The organism is Mesorhizobium sp. M0296, assembly GCF_040321675.1.
Lineage (GTDB): Bacteria > Pseudomonadota > Alphaproteobacteria > Rhizobiales > Rhizobiaceae > Mesorhizobium.
This window is the reverse complement of the sequence record NZ_JAMYRZ010000026.1, coordinates 33,717-53,301: the sequence shown is the minus strand read 5'-3', so window position 1 is coordinate 53,301 and position 19,585 is coordinate 33,717. Positions and strand designations below refer to the sequence as shown.

At 60.3% G+C, this 19,585-nt stretch carries 15 protein-coding genes; 12 read left to right on the top strand and 3 right to left on the bottom strand.

Translation table 11 applies throughout. The annotated features are described in order from the left end of the window. The first annotated feature begins 369 nt into the window (after window positions 1-369). From NKI97_RS23170 to NKI97_RS23160, 3 genes are read left to right on the top strand one after another with little or no spacing between them, the layout of a single operon-like run. Window positions 370-1,584 (top strand): glycosyltransferase family protein, encoded by a 1,215-nt coding sequence (locus NKI97_RS23170; protein WP_352450264.1) that lies wholly within the window; start codon window positions 370-372, stop codon window positions 1,582-1,584. A gap of 1 nt (window position 1,585) precedes the next feature. Next, window positions 1,586-2,830 (top strand): glycosyltransferase, encoded by a 1,245-nt coding sequence (locus NKI97_RS23165; RefSeq protein ID WP_352836756.1) that lies wholly within the window; start codon window positions 1,586-1,588, stop codon window positions 2,828-2,830. Next, on the top strand, window positions 2,827-4,005 hold the full coding sequence (locus NKI97_RS23160; RefSeq protein ID WP_352450262.1) for a glycosyltransferase family protein: 1,179 nt from the start codon (window positions 2,827-2,829) through the stop codon (window positions 4,003-4,005). The genes NKI97_RS23165 and NKI97_RS23160 overlap by 4 nt, the downstream gene beginning before the upstream one ends. Window positions 4,006-4,214: 209 nt before the next feature. On the opposite strand, the gene NKI97_RS23155 is transcribed toward NKI97_RS23160, so the two are convergent. Then, a complete protein-coding gene (locus NKI97_RS23155; RefSeq protein ID WP_156937317.1) occupies window positions 4,215-4,883 on the bottom strand; it encodes a class I SAM-dependent methyltransferase in 669 nt (222 codons plus the stop codon). 130 nt (window positions 4,884-5,013) lie between these two features. On the opposite strand from NKI97_RS23155, the gene NKI97_RS23150 reads away from it, so the two are divergent. The 4 genes from NKI97_RS23150 (at window position 5,014) to NKI97_RS23135 (ending at window position 9,645) form a co-directional block, all read left to right on the top strand. After that, window positions 5,014-5,334 carry a hypothetical protein gene (locus NKI97_RS23150; RefSeq protein WP_352836754.1) on the top strand — a complete coding sequence of 107 codons (321 nt, stop codon included), beginning with the start codon at window positions 5,014-5,016 and terminating at the stop codon, window positions 5,332-5,334. Window positions 5,335-5,351: 17 nt separating this feature from the next. Beyond that, entirely contained in the window at window positions 5,352-8,066 is a 2,715-nt protein-coding gene (locus tag NKI97_RS23145; RefSeq protein WP_352450260.1) for an ABC transporter transmembrane domain-containing protein, read from the top strand. A 152-nt stretch (window positions 8,067-8,218) separates the two neighbouring features. Continuing rightward, the gene (locus tag NKI97_RS23140) at window positions 8,219-8,668 is read left to right on the top strand and encodes a cyclic nucleotide-binding domain-containing protein (protein WP_023675957.1); all 450 of its coding nucleotides are present in this window, start codon (window positions 8,219-8,221) and stop codon (window positions 8,666-8,668) included. A gap of 122 nt (window positions 8,669-8,790) precedes the next feature. After that, window positions 8,791-9,645: an MBL fold metallo-hydrolase gene (locus NKI97_RS23135; protein ID WP_352450259.1), complete on the top strand. Its 855-nt coding sequence runs from the start codon at window positions 8,791-8,793 to the stop codon at window positions 9,643-9,645. A 50-nt stretch (window positions 9,646-9,695) separates the two neighbouring features. On the opposite strand, the gene NKI97_RS23130 is transcribed toward NKI97_RS23135, so the two are convergent. Together NKI97_RS23130 and NKI97_RS23125 are read right to left on the bottom strand one after the other, a co-directional pair. After that, window positions 9,696-10,472 (bottom strand): polysaccharide deacetylase family protein, encoded by a 777-nt coding sequence (locus NKI97_RS23130; protein ID WP_352836749.1) that lies wholly within the window; start codon window positions 10,470-10,472, stop codon window positions 9,696-9,698. Next, complete coding sequence (locus NKI97_RS23125) at window positions 10,469-11,557, bottom strand: glycosyltransferase family 4 protein (protein ID WP_352748292.1); 1,089 nt, start codon at window positions 11,555-11,557, stop codon at window positions 10,469-10,471. Before NKI97_RS23125 ends, NKI97_RS23130 begins: the two co-directional genes overlap by 4 nt. A gap of 74 nt (window positions 11,558-11,631) precedes the next feature. Between NKI97_RS23125 and NKI97_RS23120 the strand changes: the two genes are divergently transcribed. From NKI97_RS23120 to NKI97_RS23100, 5 genes are all read left to right on the top strand, one after another. After that, window positions 11,632-12,810 carry a DUF3095 domain-containing protein gene (locus NKI97_RS23120; RefSeq protein ID WP_352450256.1) on the top strand — a complete coding sequence of 393 codons (1,179 nt, stop codon included), beginning with the start codon at window positions 11,632-11,634 and terminating at the stop codon, window positions 12,808-12,810. A gap of 105 nt (window positions 12,811-12,915) precedes the next feature. Continuing rightward, window positions 12,916-14,259, top strand: coding sequence for a nucleotide sugar dehydrogenase (locus NKI97_RS23115; RefSeq protein WP_352450255.1), 1,344 nt, complete (start codon window positions 12,916-12,918; stop codon window positions 14,257-14,259). 45 nt (window positions 14,260-14,304) lie between these two features. Beyond that, window positions 14,305-15,645, top strand: coding sequence for an adenylate/guanylate cyclase domain-containing protein (locus NKI97_RS23110; protein WP_352450254.1), 1,341 nt, complete (start codon window positions 14,305-14,307; stop codon window positions 15,643-15,645). Window positions 15,646-15,794: 149 nt separating this feature from the next. Beyond that, the gene (locus NKI97_RS23105; protein ID WP_352450253.1) at window positions 15,795-17,690 is read left to right on the top strand and encodes an ABC transporter ATP-binding protein; all 1,896 of its coding nucleotides are present in this window, start codon (window positions 15,795-15,797) and stop codon (window positions 17,688-17,690) included. Then, window positions 17,687-19,585, top strand: coding sequence for an ABC transporter substrate-binding protein (locus NKI97_RS23100; RefSeq protein WP_352450252.1), 1,899 nt, complete (start codon window positions 17,687-17,689; stop codon window positions 19,583-19,585). The genes NKI97_RS23105 and NKI97_RS23100 overlap by 4 nt, the downstream gene beginning before the upstream one ends.

Below are 19,585 nucleotides of genomic sequence, written 5' to 3'. Positions count from 1 at the left end.
TCAACGCTCCGGCTTCCCACCGCCAAGGCACATCATGGTTTAGGAGCTTGGCTTAGACGCTCGGAGTGAAGTACCCAGCCCATACCTTATTCCATTCTGGAGTTTCCACGTTTTTCGCAGCGGTCAAGGCCGCCGAGAATCCGAGATGGTCAATACCAGTGAAATGATGCAGGTTCTTCTGGACCACGTGGCAAGCAGGCCGCTGAGCAGACGTAGCTTCCTGGTTTCAGCATATGGACCCTCTTTGTAATACGAATTGAAAATTGCGCCCTCATGTTTCAGAACAGGTCGGTAGACCCGCGAGGATGGTTTCGAATCCTGCGGGTCGCTCACGGTCCTCAAGGCGAGAATTCTAAGAGACGTTCAACAATGACCCAGCACGCAGAAAACGCTCGAATTCTCATGTACAGCCACGACACGTTCGGGCTCGGCCATTTGCAGCGCTGCCGGACTATCGCGCATTCGCTGGTCGAGGATTTCCGCGGACTTCAGGTGCTTATCATTTCGGGTGCGACTATCGCTGGCGCCTTCGACTACCGCGCCCGTGTCGACTTCGTGAAGATCCCCAGCGTCATCAAGCTGCGCAACGGCGAATACACCTCGCTGGAAAAGGACATCGATCTGCATGAGACGCTAAGGATGCGCCAGTCGATCATCCGCCATACAGCTGAGACCTTCCGGCCGGATATCTTCATCGTCGACAAGGAACCGCTCGGCCTGCGCGGTGAGATTGAGGACACGCTGTCCTACCTCAAGACGCGGGGCACCACGCTGGTGCTTGGCCTGCGCGAGGTGATGGATGCGCCGCATCTGCTCGAAGCAGAGTGGGCACGCAGAGACGTGATGCGCAAGATAGGCGTCTTCTACGACAAGGTCTGGGCCTATGGTCCGCCGGATTTCTACGATCCGTTGACCGGCTTGGATGTGCCCCCGGCTGTCAGGGCAAAGATGAGGTTCGTCGGTTTCCTGCAACGGAGCCTGCAGCGGAACGAGTTGCCCGGCCACCGGCCTGAGGGCGACTATATCCTCGTTACTACCGGTGGCGGCGGTGACGGCGCCGATCTGATCCACGACGTCATCGATGCCTATCAGCAGGATCCGCAATTGCAGCATAGAGCCCTGATCGTGCTTGGGCCTTACATGCCGGCGCGCAAGCGCAACAAGCTGCTCAAGAAGGGGTCCAAGATACCCTACATCAAGATCATCGAGTTCGACAACCGCATGGAAGACCTGATTGCCGGCGCCAAGGCGGTAGTGGCGATGGGCGGCTACAACACCTATTGCGAGATACTGTCTTTCGACAAGCCGGCGCTGATCGTGCCGCGCGTCGAGCCCCGCCGGGAACAACTGATTCGCGCACGGCGCGCAGCCGAACTCGGCCTCATCGAGATGCTTTTGCCGGAAGAAGCCGAGGATTCCCGGCGGTTTGCTGATGCACTGAAGGTGCTGCCGGACCGGCCCCGCCCATCGCAGAGCAATCCGCATCTGACGCTGGAAGGGCTGCCTCATATTTCCGAAATCGTCGCGGAACTGCTCGACCGGCGAGCCGGCCATCACCTTTCGGTCATTGAAGGAATGACCTGAGTTGCAACATCGCAAGATCGTCGTGGTTCTGAAGGGTTATCCGCGGCTGTCCGAAACCTTCATCGCGCAGGAACTGCTCGGTCTTGAGCGTGCGGGGTTCGACCTGATACTCGTCGCGCTCAGGCGGCCGACCGACGAAAAACGCCACCCCGTGCATGACGAGATCAAAGCGCCCGTCCATTATCTGCCGGAATATCTGCATGAAGAGCCGCTGCGCGTGCTTCGCTCGCTGTTTGCCTGTCTGCTGCGTCCGGGCTTCTGGCGCGCGTTCGGATCGCTGGCTGCCGATATGCCCCGCGACTTTACGCGCAATCGCGCGCGCCGCTTCGGGCAAGCGCTCGTGCTGGCGGCCGAATGGCCGGAAAACGCGGGCTGGCTGCATGCACATTTCGCGCACACGCCTGCATCGGTGACGCGCTATGCCAGCCAGCTTCGTGGCCTGCCCTGGACCTGCTCGGCCCATGCCAAGGACATCTGGACTTCGGCGGACTGGGATCTGGCCGGCAAGCTTTCCTCGGCGCGCTGGACGGTCACTTGCACGAAAACCGGCTTCGATCGTCTGAAAAAACTCGCTAACGGCAACTCGTCTGTGCATCTGAGCTATCATGGGCTCGACCTTGATCGCTTCGGCAGTTTCGGCGAGGCGCGAAAGCAGCATGACGGCTCGGCTCCGGACGAACCGGTTGTCGTTCTGAGTGTCGGGCGCGCCGTTGAAAAGAAAGGTTACGATACGTTGCTGGAGGCCCTTGCCCTGTTGCCCGGCGATTTGGCGTGGCGTTTCGAGCATATCGGCGGCGGCGAAGAACTGGAACGGTGCAAGGCGCTGGCGCAAAAGCTCGGCCTGGATGGTCGCGTCTCTTGGAAAGGCGCGCTTGCGCAGGAGGAGGTGCTTGAGCACTACCGCCGTGCCGACATCTTCGCCCTGGCCTGCAGGATCACCGCAACTGGCGACCGCGACGGTCTGCCGAACGTTCTGGTGGAGGCGGCTAGCCAGCGGCTTGCCTGCGTGTCGACCGATATTTCCGGCGTGCCGGAGCTTTTATCGCCGGATGAAACGGGGTTGCTGGTTCCGACGGAAGACCCGATTGCCCTGGCACAGGCGCTGGAGCGCCTGATCCGTGATCCCGTGCTCCGCGACCGCCTCGGCGACGCCGCAGAGCGGCGCGTGCGCGGCAATTTCGATCATATGGCAAGCATTGGACAGCTCAAGGAACTGTTCGAGCGGGAGTGGCGGGCCGCCGAATGAAGCGGCTGCGCGCTTTCTTCTATGTCCAGCACCTGCTCGGCATCGGCCATCTCGCGCGCGCCAGCCGCATTGCGGCGGCTCTGGTCGATGACGGGTTTGACGTTACCGTCGTGACCGGCGGAGCGCCGATCGCCGGGTTTCCGGGACTGGGTGTACAATCTGTAACTCTGCCACCTGTCACCTCCGGTGATGAAGGATTTTCGGGACTTGTCGACCTGCAAGGCAACCCGATCGACGATGATTTCAAGAAATGGCGTTCAGAGATGCTGCTGCAGGCATTCCGGGATTGCAGGCCTGATATCGTCATTGTCGAGGCGTTTCCATTTGGACGCCGGCAGATGCGTTTCGAACTCTTGCCGCTGATCGAGGCCATCGACGCGACGTCGCCCAGACCGCTACTGGCGACGTCCGTCCGTGATATCCTCCAGGAGCGCGTCAAGCTGGGCCGAAACGAGGAAACGGTCGATCTCATCAACAGGCATTTCGATCTTGTTATGGTCCACGGCGATCCGGCTTTCGCAACCATCGACAAGACATTTCCACTGGCTGGGGCGATCAGGGCCGAGGTCACCTACACGGGGCTCGTTGCCGCGCCGCCATCGCCCGCGGGCTCCGAGCGCTTCGACGTTCTGGTGTCAGTTGGCGGCGGGGCTGCCGGAAAGAGCCTTGTCAGATCCACCATCGCAGCGGCGCGGAATGCCAACAACGCTTGGAAATGGTGTTTGATCACCGGCCCAAACCTGCCGAAAGACGAGTTTGACGCGATCGCACGCGATGCCACGCCGGGCCTGTCCATCTTCCGGTTCCGCGAGGATTTCGCCAGCCTGCTGACCGGCGCCCGCCTGTCAGTCTCGCAGGCGGGTTACAACACGGTCTGCGATGTCCTGCGCGCGGGCTGTCGCTCCCTGCTCGTCCCATTTGCAGCCGGCGGGGAAACCGAACAGACGGTTCGCGCCCTGATGCTCGAAGAACTCGGTCTTGCAACGGTGCTGATGGAAAAGGACCTGACGCCTGAAGGTTTGGCGCAAGCGGTCGAACAAGCGCTTGTGGAACCGACGCCATCTGCGCATCGTCTCGATCTGGAAGGCGCGCGTCGCTCCGCGCAAATCCTGCGCGAGCGACATCGAACATGGTCCCTAAACGTGGGGCCCGGTTTCGGAAAAGTTCATGATTAAACAGACGATAGATCCTAGAGCGGTTCATCGTTTCACGCAGAACCGCTCTGTCTCTTTGTTTTGACGCAATTCCGGACGGAAAGCCGTTTGCTTTCCTGCAAATGCCCTAACGCGCGTCGCGTCTGGTGAGATTCGTGCGACGCGCTTCAAGTCCTGTTTTTATGCGTGTCGTTGTCCCAAAACCGCTACGCGCTTTTGGGCGAAATGCATTAAACAGTTCCAATCAGCATGAAGCGCGTATAATTTTTTGTCGGCAGTTCGCCGGAGAACCGCACCTCCCGTAGCGCCGCCATTTCCTCGAAGGCTGCAAGCGAAGCCACGCAGTTGATGTGCGTCGGCTCGCTGAAATAATCGTTCGATTGCAGCAGTACATTCGTGCCCGGCGGAAGCAGAGCAAGCCAGGCCCGCAGATCGGCTATGTGTTCGCAGCTCGTATTGACTATCAGATCGGGCCGCCCGGCCGCATAGTCGAGTGCGTACATATCTGCCGTCAGCGCCCGGAACCGGTCGCCGGCTTCCCGGTTGAGGGTCCGGGCGACCGGCGCGACTTCGGGATCGATGTCGATGCTATCGACCGCCGCGATGTCGAAGCGGGCATCGTTGAAAAGCATTGCCGGCAATACGCCGTACCATCCACCCAGAACCCATATGCGCCCGAAGCGGCCGCCGCCGCTTTCGAACAGCCTGTCGAGCGCCCACATCTTGCAGGCGACCTGCTTGTGGTTGAAGGCGTTGGCGATATCGGCCTTCGGATGCTTGGCGACGACGCGCGCCAGCCCTGCCACGAGAGGGCAGTTGACATAAGCAGCAATTCCCCGCGTGAGGTCCAAGGCTTGCTCGTGCCAGTCCATGGCATTGCGTGGTTGCGTGACATCCATCATAATTCGTCTTGTATGTTGGGATTTTGGGCGACACAACGCAATCTTGCCTCCCGCAAGACTGTTTGATTCCGCGGACGTGATCATGCTGCAAGCCGCTTGGCTATTGCCCGGTGCCGGAGAGAGCCTGTTGCATCTGTCCGGATCATCGGCGTCCATCCGCCAGCACCAGCCGCGCAGCTGCGGCCTCGTGCTGCTCGGCTGTTCGCCAAAGCCCTACGAAAGCCGCGGACCGTTTGGCCAGCTGCTTTCTTCGCCGATCAACAATGCCCATGTCGTTGCCATCGACCATGCGCCGGAACTGGATCGCGCCGCCTCGCAGGTTCCTTGCATCGTTGAGCGCAGGACAATGTCCGTGCACAGCAGCTTCGAGCTTGTCGATAGCGATGAAGAAATTGCCGATACGCCATTCGCCAGCAGGTGCTTTTACATCCTGCATCCTTCCAACTGAAGGGTCCACAGTCGCATATGGAAGCCAGCCTAGCCCGCTATATCTGGACGCACACCAAGAAGCAGCAGCTCTGGATATTGATGATCGTCGTGCTTTCGATGATCCCGTATTTCATGTCCTTCGACCTGCCGAAGCTGATCGTCAACGGACCGATCCAAGGTCGCGGCTTCGAGCAACCGGGCGCGACCCAGCCATTCATGAGGCTACACTACAACCTGCCGTTCATTGGAGAGGTCCAGTTCTTCTCCGGTTTTCAGCTCGACCGCGAGGAGACCCTGTTTGCCCTGAGCCTTGTGTTCCTCTTGCTAGTCGTCATCAACGGCCTGTTCAAATTCTACATCAACACCTACAAGGGCCGCCTCGGCGAACGCATGCTGCGGCGTATCCGCTTCGATCTGGTCGACCGTGTGCTGCGTTTTCCGCCGGTTTACTTCAAGCGGGTGAAATCCGCCGAAGTGGCGACCATGGTGAAGGACGAGGTGGAGCCGCTGGGCGGCTTCATCGGCGACGCCTTCCTGCAGCCGGTACTGCTCGGCGGCCAAGCGCTGACGGCCATGCTGTTCATCATGATCCAGAACGTCTGGCTCGGAATGATAGCGGTCGTGATCGTGGCGATCCAGATCGTGCTCATCCCGCGAATGCGGCGGCGGCTGATCGTGCTCGGGCGCCAACGGCAGTTGACGGCGCGCGCGCTTTCGGGCCGGGTTGGCGAAATCGTCGACGGCATCGGCGCGGTTCACGTCCACGATACATCAAACTACGAGCGCGCCGACATAGCTGCCCGGCTCGGGCTCATCTTCAAGATCCGCTTCGATCTTTACCAATGGAAATTCATGGTGAAGTTCCTCAACAATTTTCTCGCGCAGCTCACGCCCTTTCTGTTCTACATGATCGGCGGGTATCTGGTCCTCCAGGGGCGGCTGGACGTCGGCCAGCTCGTGGCCGTGATCGGCGCCTACAAGGACCTGCCCGGACCGATGAAGGAACTGATCGACTGGGATCAGGATCGGCAGGATGTCCAGGTCAAATATCAACAGGTCGTTGAACAGTTCACCGTTGAAGGTCTCATCGCGCCGAAAATCGGGGCATTGACGATCGACGATCCCGATCCGATGACCAAGCCGCTGTCGGCGATCAATCTGTCCATAGCAGACGATGGCGGTGCAATGCTCCTCAACCGTATCTCCCTCCAGGTCAAGCCGGGTGAGACGGTGGCACTGGTCAGTACCGCAACAGGTGGAGCGGAGGCGCTTGCAGAAGCCTTCGCGCGGCTGAACTGGCCGGACAGCGGAAGGGTCGCTTCGGGCACCGACGACCTGCTTGAACTTCCCGAAGCAATAACCGGCCGGCGCATGTCGTATGCCTCGTCGGATGTTTTCCTGTTCCAGGCAAGCCTCCGCGACAACCTGCTCTACGGGTTGAAGCATGCGCCGCTGACATCGGTGCCTTATGACGGTGCTGCGGCAGATCAGCACCGCTGGAACATTCACGAGGCGCGCCGGTCGGGCAATCCGGATCTTGATATCCACAGCGACTGGATCAACTATGCTTCCGCTGGCGCTACCGGCCCGCACGACCTCTTTGAAGCCGTGCGCCGGGTGCTCGACGCGGTTGTTCTGTCGCGTGACATTCTGGATCTCGGCTTGCGCTCTTCGGCCGACCTCACGCGTCACACGGAGCTTGCCAGGCGGATCGTCGAACTGCGTGCGGCGCTGCGGACCCGGCTGGAACAAGAGGGGCTGAGCGGACTGGTGGTTCCTTTCGAACCGGGCGCCTACAACAAGGAAGCAACGATCGGCCAAAACCTGCTCTTCGGCGCTGCCGCCGGCCCCGAACTGGCCGACAGGGCCCTGGCGGCCAATCCCTATTTTGCTTCCGTGCTGAGGCAAGCCGGCCTCGACCGCACGCTCTACGAAATGGGCTTGGAGATCGCCAAACAGGCGATCGAGCTGTTTGCCGACCTGCCGCCCGATCACCAGTTCTTCCAGCAGCTCGCCTTCATGAGCGCGGAGGAGATACCCGCCTACGAAACCTTGCTGCAACGGCTCAAGAACCGTCCCTACGAGGCGGTTTCGGAGAACGATCGCGCCATGATCGTCACCTTGAGCTTTGCCTACATCGAGCCCCGGCACCGCTTCGGCCTGCTGAGCGACGAGCTGATGAGCAAGATCGTCGCTGCACGCAACCGGTTCTATGAAGACCTGCCGCCCGAGCTGCACAATGCGGTCGAACGGTATGATCCTGCCAAATACATTGCCGCGGCCACCGTCATGGATAATGTCTTGTTCGGGCGTGTGGGCAACAATCATCCCGACGCGCCCGACCGCATACGCTCCATCGTCTATGACATTCTTGACGAACTGGGGCTTTATGGCGAACTTCTGGATGTCGGCCTGGACTTCAACGTCGGCTCCGGCGGCAGGCGGCTGACCGGTGGACAGCGACAGAAGCTCGATGTTGCCCGGGCCTTGCTCAAGCGTCCCGATTTTCTCATTCTCAACCGGCCGCTGTCGGCGCTCGACCAGCGCATGCAGGATAAGGTGCTGCGAAATGTGCTCGGGGAAGCCAGGCGCGACGGCCATTCGCCGGCAATTGTGTGGGTCGTGACGAATCCGGCAATGGCGATGATGTTCGATCGCGTTATCGTCTTCGACTCGGGTCAATTGGCGGAAGACGGAACACACGAGACACTTTTGGCAGGGAACGGTATCTTCAAGGAACTGTTGTCATAGAGCAACGGACATTCAGATGGGATCATTCTGCCGGTGCACGACATCGGGCTCGCCACCTTTCGCGTGGTTTGTCTCGCCATCCCGGAAAGAGAATTGATTCCATCTGGGCGTGCTCTAGTCTGGCAAACGCGAATTTTGGAAGGTTTGCGACAATGCTGCTCAAGGATGAAGTTGGAATGCTGCAACGCGTTCCCTTGTTCTCTGCCATCGAGCCGACAAAGCTCAAGCTGCTTGCGTTCACATCCGATCGTGTGAGCTACAGCGCCGGCCAGATCCTTTTCCGGCAGGGCGACGAGGGAGACGCCGCCTATGTCATCCTTTCAGGCAGAGCGGATATTCTTGTCGATTCCGACAGCGGACCGATAAAAGTTGCAGAACTGGAGCCAAATTCGATCGTTGGCGAGATCGCCATATTGTGCAACAGCTCCCGCACTGCCACCGTCAGAGCGGCAAGTCCGCTGGAAGCCCTGAGAATCCGCAAGGATCATTTCCTGAGACTTATGAGGGAGTTCCCGGAAATGACCATCGAGATATTGCGGGTTCTTGCCGATCGCCTAAGCCATACGACCGCGGATCTGATCGACGCACGAAGCGCCAAATAACGAAGGACGTGCGCTCGATCCTCGCCGTCGTGACGGCACTGTCCTCTCGCTGAGAAGATCACCCGGAGAAAGCCTGTCTCGCCTAGCGGCAGTTGTTTAGATATGATGGGCGAAGGGGTAGCATGGACGACAACGTTTTCCTGGTCAGGTTTTGGGGTGTCCGCGGCAGCATTTCGGTATCAGGGCCAGAGTTCTCTCGCTATGGTGGCAACTCAATCTGCGTCGAGATGCGATGCGGTAAGCATACGCTTCTGTTCGACGCAGGCTCTGGCCTAAGGCCAGCCGGCGCGGCGCTTCAGGCGTTGGGCGTGACCGATTTCGACCTGCTTTTCACCCATTGCCATTACGATCACATCATCGGGCTGCCGTCTTTTGCGCCGATCTATGACCGGGGCGCCCAGGTTACGCTTTGGTCCGGGCATCTTGCAGGACACATGACGACCCGGCAGATGGTCGATGAGTTCATGCGGCCGCCGTGGTTTCCGGTGAAACTGGAGGCCTGCAAGGCAAGCCTCGACTATCGCGATTTTGTATCCGGAGACGTGCTTCGCCCGCGCGAAGGGGTGGTGGTCCGAACCGGCAGTCTTATGCATCCGGGCGGCTGCATAGGCTACCGGGTCGAATGGGGTGGCGGCGTCGTGGCGGTGATCACAGACACTGAGCATGAGCCGGACAAACTCGATCAGGCGGTGCTCGGCCTGATCGAAGATGCCGACCTCGTCATCTACGATTGCACCTACACCGAGGAGGAAATGGAACGCCGCCGCGGTTACGGGCACTCGACGTGGCAACAGGGCGTCAAACTCTGTGAGGCGGCCGGTGCGCGGAGGCTTGCGCTGTTTCACCACGATCCGACACGCACCGACAAGGAACTGGACAAGATCCAGAAACTGGCCAAGGACAGGTTTACCGGCGCTTTTGCCGCGCGGGATGGCCAGACGCTCAACATTCCGGTCTCATTGCGCAAAAAGCACTGAGCTATTTTCCTCTATCTCTTTGTTTTGACGCAATTCCGGACGGAAACCGTTCACACTTTTCCTGGAATTGTTCTACCGGCGCTGCGCCCGATCAATGTCCTGATCGGAAGCCATGCGCAGGCTTCAGTCTGTGCGGTGACTGTGAACAGCCGTTCGAGGAAGAGCCAGGCCGATTCATCATGTACGAGATGGTGGGTGAGCAGGCCCACCGGTTCGCCCCCATCGAATGCATGCTGCAATTGCGCGATGATAGCCTGAACCAATAGGCCATGATCGCGGCAGCCGCGCGTGCCATGCCAATCCATGATGTCGACATTGCTGTTGATGACCGCAAGTGACGCCGGCCTTGGCGGTCCATAGACCGACAATGCCGAAAATCCTATCGATCCAAGGTCGGATACGAAGCCGGCGTCGATCCTGTTCCAGGGTGGCACCAGCATCGGAACGGCACGTGCGCCGTGCAGGCCGGTTACGTGCGCCAGCCCGCGAGCCAGATCATCGAGCACCGCCTCGCGTGGTCGATGCGCGCCGAGCTCCTGCTTCTTCTGGCCCTCGGGCGCATGATTTCGGTGCGCCCAGCCATGGATGGCGACCGTGGCATGCGGCGCCTCGTCAAGCCGAACGACAAGCTTCTCGTCAGTCACGGCGGGAATGACGGCCAGAGTCACCGGAACCGCGAATTCACCGGTGAGGTCGAGCAACCGATCAAGCGCAGGCGTCGGATCCACGGCGTCATCGTCGCGCAGCCAGAACTCTGCCTTACGATCCGCCCGTTGCCGGCTCGCCAGTTCCTCCACCAAGGGTTGCCAGATTTGATCGGATGTCATGAGACGGGGATCTTCGCAAGAAGTTCGGCCAGACGCGCCGCTGCAGCACCGAGAGAACGTTCTTCGAGGATGAAACGTCTGGCTTCTGCGGCCATGATGGATCTTTCGTCGTTATGGGCCAGAAGCCTTTCAATGGCAGAAGCGAACGCCGCCACATCGTCCGGCGGGGTGAGAAACCCGGCCTGGCCATTCCGGACGACCTCCGGCACGCCGGCGACGTCCTGAGCCACAACCGGAAGGCCGGCGGCCTGTGCTTCAAGATAGGCAACGCCATAGGCCTCGCCGAAACCCGGCCAGACGTAAATTCCCCCACTGTAGAGGACATCCGGCACGGCGGCTGGCTCAATCGCGCCAAGCCATTCGATACGCTCGGCGGGCAAGCCGGCGAATTGCGCTTTGATCTCCTCGCGGGCAGGTCCGTCCCCGACGACCGACATGGTCCAGGGCAGGTGACCGATCGAACCGAGCGCCTGCGCCAGCATGCGATAGCTTTCGAGTTTGTCGCCCGGGCGCATCATGGCGACGGTAACGAGGCGCGTCGGACAACCGCGTGCCGGCGTTTCCCGGAATAGCGATGTGTCGATGAAGGGCGAAAGCATGCCGAAAGCGGCGTCGGGTACCGCATCTGCCAGTCCCTGACGATCCCTTTGCGTGAAGCAGATGTTCAGCGCCGCCTGTTCGACGGCTCGCGCCACCAACGCTTGCGTATCGGCCCACAAACCGGTGTTGCGCCGCCTCGAATAGGAGGCTTCCGCTGTCACATAGGGGACACCAAAGGCCAACGCCAGTTCGGGCCCGATCAGGTCGGGCGCCTTGTAATAGGGATGATAGGTGAACCACAGATCGGGCTTGCCGTCACGATCCCAAAGCCTCGCCAGCCGCGCGGCTTCCTCGCGGGCCTGGATCTTGAGCGCATCGAAACTTTTCGAATCCGGTTCGCGTAGATAGAAGCGCAATTCGGATGCCAGTTCGACGCTATGTCCTCCATGCTCCAGCGCCTTGACCAGCATCCGTGCCATCTGGCGGTCGCCGGAGGCAACGGGATGATTGGGCGACTTCAGCGGCGCATAGAAGGCAATTCGCATCGCCGGACCCTATCATCGGAAAGCCTGCGCAAGTCAATTTCGAAGCATGATCGACTTCACCCTCAAGCACTGGAATGTGCTATCTGATGCTCATGGAAACAGCTGCCGCGTCCGATCCGTTTGTTGCTTCTCTGCCGGTCTTCGCAAAGTTCGAAAGCGTTGCCGATATCGATAACTATCGGCCTCTCCCCGATGGCTGGGCGCTGGCCACCGCAGACATCGTCGGCTCGACCAAGGCGATCGAGGCGGGGCGCTATAAAACCGTCAATATGGCCGGTGCCAGCGTCATTTCGGCGCTGCTCAATGCGCTGGGTAGGCAAGATCTTCCCTTTGTCTTCGGCGGCGACGGCGCGCTCGTGGCGTTTCCCGACTCGGCGCTGGAGATCACCCGCAACGCGCTGGCGGCTGTCCAGAGATGGGTGGCGGACGAACTGGATCTGACCTTGCGTGCCGCAATCGTGCCGATAAAGGATATAAGAGCGCAAGGCCTCGACGTTCGCGTGGCGAGGTTCCAGGCCTCCGATGCGGTCTTCTATGCCATGTTCGCCGGAGGTGGCGGCAGTTGGGCGGAAGCCGAGATGAAAGCGGGGCGCTACCGCATCGATCCTGCGCCGGCCGGCGCGCGGCCGGACCTGACCGGCCTCTCGTGCCGCTGGAACCCGATCGAAGCCCGGCATGGCGAAATCGTCTCGATCATAGCCATACCGGGGGCGTCGCGCGACTTGCGCGGTTTTCAGTTTCTGGTTTCCGACATCATCGCCCTTGCCGGCAGGCAGGAACGCGATGGCCACCCGGTGCCGGTGAACGGGCCGGACTACAGTTTGCTGCCCGCCGGCCTCGATATCGAGGCGCGGGCCACGGCGCCGGCAGGACGGCGGTGGCTGTCGAAGCTGTGGATAGTGTTCCTGATGACGCTTACGGCTGTTACGGATAGATATGGCTGGACGATCGGCAGATTCGATCCGAAGATCTACAAACGCGAAGTGGCCAGCAATTCGGATTTCCGGAAGTTCGACGATGGCTTAAAGATGACCATCGACGTTGACGCGGATGTGTTGCAACGGATCGAGAACCGGCTGAAACAGGCGGAAGAGGCGGGCATCTGCAACTATGGCCTGCACCGCCAGAAATCGGCCTTGATGACATGCCTCGTCGCATCGCCGCTGCAGCGCGATCACGTTCATTTCATCGATGGCGCCGCCGGCGGCTATGCGATGGCTGCCGCAAGCCTTAAGGCGAAGGTGCCGGTCTGACGGCTTGCGGACATCGATTTTCCGCAATATGCCTCGGGGCTCTTGTGAGCGGTGAGCCTCACCATGGAAGCGGACGGCCTGTCCGAATTGACGGGAAGCAGATTTTTGGACGCCTCACGATCGACATATGACCGCCTTCTGAACCGGATTTCGACGCGTGCCGCGCAAGTCGGCGTGATCGGACTGGGCTATGTCGGGTTGCCGCTGGCGGTTGCGATCGCACGCGCCGGCTTCCCTGTTTGCGGCTTCGACATCGAAGCCCAAAAGGTCGAGAGCCTGAACAACGGACAATCCTACATCGAGGCGGTGACGTCGACAGCCCTTGCCGGCCAGGTGGCGAGCGGACGGTTCCGCGCCACTGCGGATTTTGCCGAACTGGCCGTCTGCGATGTCATCATCATCTGCGTTCCGACACCACTGACGAAACACCGCGAGCCGGATCTCTCCTTTGTCAGGAACACCGCAGGCACCATCGCGAAGCATCTGCGTCTTGGTCAGCTGATCGTGCTGGAATCGACCACCTATCCCGGCACCACCGACGACGTGATCAAGCCCATCTTGGAAAAAATCGGCTTGCAGTCGAGGATAGACTTCTTCCTCGGCTTCTCGCCCGAACGCGAGGATCCCGGCAACCGCAGCTTTGAAGTCGCGACGATCCCCAAGGTCGTGGCAGGTGACGGCATTGAAGCGGCGACGCTCGTGCAGGCTTTCTACCATGGCGTGGTCAAGACCGTCGTTCCGGTTTCCACCACGGCGACCGCCGAGGCGGTCAAGCTGACGGAAAACATCTTCCGCTCGGTCAATATAGCCCTCGTCAACGAGTTGAAGATCGTGCTCGGTGCGATGGGAATCGACATCTGGGAGGTGATCGAGGCGGCAAAGACCAAGCCCTTCGGCTACATGCCTTTCTATCCTGGCCCTGGACTTGGCGGGCACTGCGTTCCGATCGATCCCTTCTACCTGACGTGGAAGGCTCGCGAATACGAACTGCCGACCCGCTTCATCGAGCTGGCGGCAGAGATCAACACGGCCATGCCGCGTCATGTGGTCGATGAACTGGCGAAGGCGCTGGACCGGCGCTGCGGCAAGGCGCTCAGCCGCTCGCGCATTCTCATCATCGGGCTCGCCTATAAGAAGAATGTGCCCGACATCCGCGAAAGCCCCTCATTGCGGCTCATTGAACTCATCGAGGAATGGGGCGGCAAGGCGGAATTCCACGATCCGCATGTTACCGAAATCCCGGCCACACGGGAGCATATGGCGATCAAGGGGCGTCGTTCTGTCGAATTGACCGAGGTGGCCTTGAAGGATTTCGACGCTGTCGTCGTTGCGACCGACCACGACGCGATCGACTATCAGGCGATCGCGGATCACGCTCTACTGATCGTCGACACACGCAATATTTTTGGCCGCCTCGGGCTAGCCCGAGAGACGGTGGTAAAGGCCTGACGGCGTCCGAGCCGGCGAATTTGTGCAAGGAGATTTCGAGATAGCATGAGCACAGCGCAAGCAGAAATTTCAGCCATTCTCATGGATAAGGTTGCCGATTGGCTGACCCAATCGGCGTTGGCGGGCGACGACCTGGAAACATTGGTAAGGGGCTTTTGTGAACGGCTGGCTGCTGCCGGCCTGCCGTTGAAGCGGGTGCATTTGAGCTTTTCGATGCTTCATCCGCTTTATGACGCGCTCGGCTTCACCTGGCTCCGCGGCCAGGGCCTGGAAGTGGAAGGCTTCCGCAAGGAGAACGGCGTTCATTCCGACAGATTCCTGACCAGCCCATACTACCATCTGCTCAGCCACAAGCTCGACCATCTGCGGCGCCGGCTCGACCCGTCGGTGCCGTCGGAATTTCCTGTTTTCGATGACCTCAAGCTGATGGGCGTCACCGATTACATGGCTTTCGTCCATCCCTTCAGCGGCAACACCAGTCAGGGCATGATCGGGTCTTGGTCCACCGACAGTGCTGCAGGCTTCAGCGACAGCATGATTTCGGCGCTGCTGCGCATCCAGAACCATCTCGCTATCGCAACCAAGATGGCGGTGCTCACCAAGCTTGCCGACAACATGATGACCACTTATCTCGGCGGCGACGCCGGCAGGCGCGTGCTCGACGGCCAGATCAAGCGCGGCGAGGGTGATACAATCCGGGCGGCACTGGTCATGGGCGACATGCGCGGGTCGTCAAGACTTGCCGAAACCTCCGGCCGCGAAGTCTATATCGATACGCTGAACCAGTTTTTCGACGCCGCTGCTGCACCTTTCAATCGCAAGGGCGGGCAGATCATGAGTTTCATAGGTGATGGCTTCATTGCCGTCTACCCTTGCGCAAGGCACCGTTCACAGTCCGAGATCGCCTGCCAGGCTGCTCTTGCAGCAGCGCACAAGGCCACCGCGCGCATGATGGATCTCAATCTGCGCAGAAAGCAGCAGGGATTGAGCGACATAAACTATGGTATCGGCCTGCATGTCGGCAATGTGATGTTCGGCAATGTCGGGCTTACCGACCGGCTCACATTCTCTGTCTTCGGCTCGGCTGTAAACGAGGTCCAGCGTCTCCAGACCCTGACCAAGAAATATCCGCACAGCGTTCTCGCCAGCAAAGACTTCGCCGGCTATTGCGGCGCCAACAACTGGCTGGCGCTCGGCATGGAGGAACTGGCGGGCATCAGGCAGAAGCTAACGGTGCTTTCACCCGATTTGTCGGGTACTCTCTCGCTCGACGAAGACGGTGCGCTGGAGCCGATTTACGACCGAATATCGGACGCCGAGCAGGTCATGCTGCTTCATCGCAATGCCGCGCGGCCGTCCGCGGGCGACCCGAGGAAGCTCCAGTAACCGCCACGATCTGATCCGAACGCGTTTGGTATGCAGTCCGGTCGCCGGTTCCGCCAGGGAGCTGGCGACTGTTCGAATCCAAGTTGCTCTAGGCTGGCAATGCGATAGTCTCGCCTTCTGGACCTGCCAGAGTGGGGGCTGGTGTGAGAATGAATTTGGGCGTTGATCTGCTGCGGATCGAGGATGTTGGCATCTCTTTTGCCATTATAGGGGGACCGTTGCATGCCGTGAGGCGTGCAAATCTTCGCGTCCTGCCCGGCAAGGTTACCGCGCTTGTGGGCGAGTCCGGTTCCGGAAAATCGGTTCTCAGCCAGGCAGTGATGGGCATTTTGCCGAACACAGCCCATGTTCGCGGGCGTATCCTGTTTTCCGATCCTGAAAAGCCCGGCACGACGCAGGATATCCTGCAGATGCCGCGTGACGGACCCGAAATCCGGGCGTTGAGAGGCAGCCGCATCGGCAAAATATTTCAGGAGCCGATGACATCACTGTCGCCGCTGCATACGATCGGCAATCAGGTGAGCGAATCCCTGCAGATTCATACGCCCATGGCTTGGGTGGAGCGCAAGGCGCGGACCAAGGAAATGCTCGGACTTGTCGGCTTTCCCAACCCCAAGCGCGCCTATGACATGTATCCCTTTGAACTTTCGGGAGGATTGCGTCAACGCGCCATGATCGCCATGGCGCTTATCTGCCGGCCCGCGCTGTTGATCGCCGACGAGCCGACGACGGCGTTGGACGTCACCATCCAGGCGCAAATCCTGCAATTGCTGCGCGAGCTTCAGACGAAGCTGAACATGGCGATGCTGCTGATCACGCACGACCTTGGCGTAGTCGCCAACGTCGCCGACGAGGTGGTGGTCATGTACCATGGCGAGATCATGGAAGCGGGACCTGTGGAGGCGATATTCCGCCGGCCGGGCCACCCTTACCTGAAGGGCCTGATGGCAGCCGTTCCGCATTTCGACCTGAAGCCCGGCGAAAGGCTAAAGGCGCTCCGCGAGGTGCCGGTGAATGTCGGGAACCTGCTCGGCAAGCAGACGGCGCCGGCATCGAAGGGGCCGGACGACATCCTGCTGTCGGTCAGGGATCTGACAAAGACCTTCACGATCCGCAAGTCCGGATGGTTCGGCGGAGATCATCAAACCTCTGTTCGCGCCGTGGACGGCGTGAGCTTTGATATCAGGCGGGGTGAGTGCCTGGGTCTTGTCGGCGAAAGCGGCTCCGGCAAAACCACCGTCAGCAAGATCCTCATGCGGGCTGTCACCCCTAGCGGCGGCTCTGTGATCTTCAATGGCCGCGATGGTCCGATCGACGTCTTGGAAGCCGAGGGAGACGCCCTGCGCATGCTGCGCGCGAAAATCCAGATGGTATTCCAGGATCCGGTTTCGTCGCTTTCACCCCGCATGACGGTGGAGAACATTTTGAGCGAGCCGCTGGAAATCCATCGACGTGGCAATGCCGCGTCCCGACTCGCCACGGTCAAGAGCCTGATGCAGGCAATCGGGCTCGACCCGCGCTTCATAAAGCGTTATCCGCATAGTTTCTCCGGCGGGCAGCGTCAGCGTATCGGCATCGCGCGCGCGTTGGCGCTGGGGCCTGAACTCCTGATCTGCGACGAGCCGGTTTCGGCACTCGATGTCTCTGTCCAGGCGCAGATCCTGAACCTTCTGAAGGACCTGCAGAAGGAACTGGGCCTGACCTACCTGTTCATATCCCACAACCTCGCGGTGGTGGACTACATGGCAGACCGTATCGCGGTGATGTGCGGCGGGCGTATCGTCGAGCTCGCGCCGCGCGAAATTCTGCTTAGGAAACCGGTCCACCCCTACACGCGCTCACTGGTCGCCGCAGTACCTTTCCCCGATCTCGACAGGCCGATGGATTTCAAGACGCTGAAACTCAGCGGCGCTTCCGACACCAGCGCATGGGGACCGCAATTCCGCGACGAGGGCGACGAGGATATGCTGTCGCCGCTCGATCTTGGCGGCGGCCACCTCGTGCTGGCCCGACGTTCGGCCGATTTCAGCGAGCTACGCCATTGATCAGCCGGCGCACCGTCCTTGGACTCATGGCTTCGGCATTTCTGCCGGGCACGTTGCGCGCCGGCGATCTGGAGCCGGAATTTCTTGAGCCGCAGCTGAAGGCCAGAGCGCTGCCGGCACTCGCCGAACGCCTGCCCAAGCGCCCTCGCGCGTTGAATCTCGCCGCGATGGGCCGGCAGCCCGGCCAATATGGCGGCACGCTGCGCACGATCATCGGCAGCCAGAAAGACATCCGGATGATGACAATCTACGGGTACGCTCGCCTGGTCGGCTATGACGAAAAGCTTAACCTGCAAGCCGACATTCTCGAAAGTTTCGATGTAGCGGATGATCGTGTCTTCACTTTCAAGATACGAGAAGGACATAAATGGTCTGACGGTAGCCTGCTGACGTCGGAGGATTTTCGCTATTGCTGGGAAGATGTCTGGCTGAACGATGAGCTTTCGCAAGGCGGGCTCGCCCCGGCCCTGCTGGCGGACGGCAAGCCGCCACGCTTCGAGATCGTCGATCCGTTGACGGTCCGCTATAGTTGGGATGCGCCCAATCCCGACTTCCTGCCCAAGCTCGCCGCTGCTTCGCCCCTATCGCTTGTTCTGCCGGCCGCCTATCTCAAGCAGTTCCACAAGAAATACCAAGATCCATTCCGGCTCGCCGGCCTAATGAAGGAGAACCGGGCCCAGAAATGGACTCTCTTGCATATCCGCATGTCGCGGCAGTATCGCCCGGAGAACCCGGAACTGCCGACGCTCGATCCCTGGCAGAACCGGACCAAGCCGCCGGCTGAGCAGTTCGTCTTCGAGCGGAACCCGTTCTTTCATCGAATAGACGAGAATGGCCGGCAACTGCCCTATGTCGACCGGATTGTCATGAATGTCAGCTCGTCGGCGATCATTTCCGCCAAGACCGGTGCGGGCGAGAGCGACCTGCAAGGCATGGGAATTGACTTCACCGATTACTCCTTCCTGAAGGATGCGGAGAAGCGCTACCCGGTGAAGATGCATCTCTGGAAACGCACACAAGGTTCGCGGCTGGCGCTGCTGCCCAATCTGAATTGTGCCGACCAGGTGTGGCGTGGCCTTTTTCGTGACGTGCGCGTGCGCCGCGCACTTTCGCTCGCTGTGAACAGGCGCGAGATCAATTTGGCTGTGTTCTACGGATTGGCGCAGGAAAGTGCCGATACGGTCCTGCCGGAGAGCCCGCTCTACCGGCCGGAATTCGCGAAAGCCTGGGTCGCCCATGATCCCGACCAGGCCAATGCCCTGCTCGACGAGGTCGGGCTTCAGGCGCGTGACGATGACGGCCTGCGGATACTCCCCGACGGACGCCCGGCGCAGCTCGTAGTGGAAACGGCCGGCGAAAGCACGCTGGAAACCGACGCGCTCGAGCTCATCACCGATCACTGGCGCAAGATCGGCATCGCCCTGTTCATCCGGACTTCGCAGCGCGACATCTTCCGCAGCCGCGCGCTTGGTGGCCAGATCATGATGTCGATGTGGTCGGGCATCGACAATGGCGTGCCGACCGCCGACATGAACCCCTACCAACTCGCCCCCACCGTTGATGACCAGCTGCAATGGCCGCTCTGGGGTGCTCACTACTTGTCCCGTGGCAAGGTCGGCGAAGCGCCCGATCTTCCGCCCGTGGTCGAGTTGATGGCTTTACTCAAGCGCTGGAACGCATCGACCGAAGCCACGGAGCGCGCCGAGATCTGGAATTCAATGCTGTCGATCTATACCGATCAGGTGTTTTCGATCGGCACGGTAAACGGAACGCATCAGCCGATTCTGGCATCCTCGCGGCTGCGCAATCTGCCTGACAAGGCGCTCTACGGCTACGACCCGACCGCCTATTTCGGTGTCTATATGCCGGATACATTCTGGCTTGGAGAGTCCTGA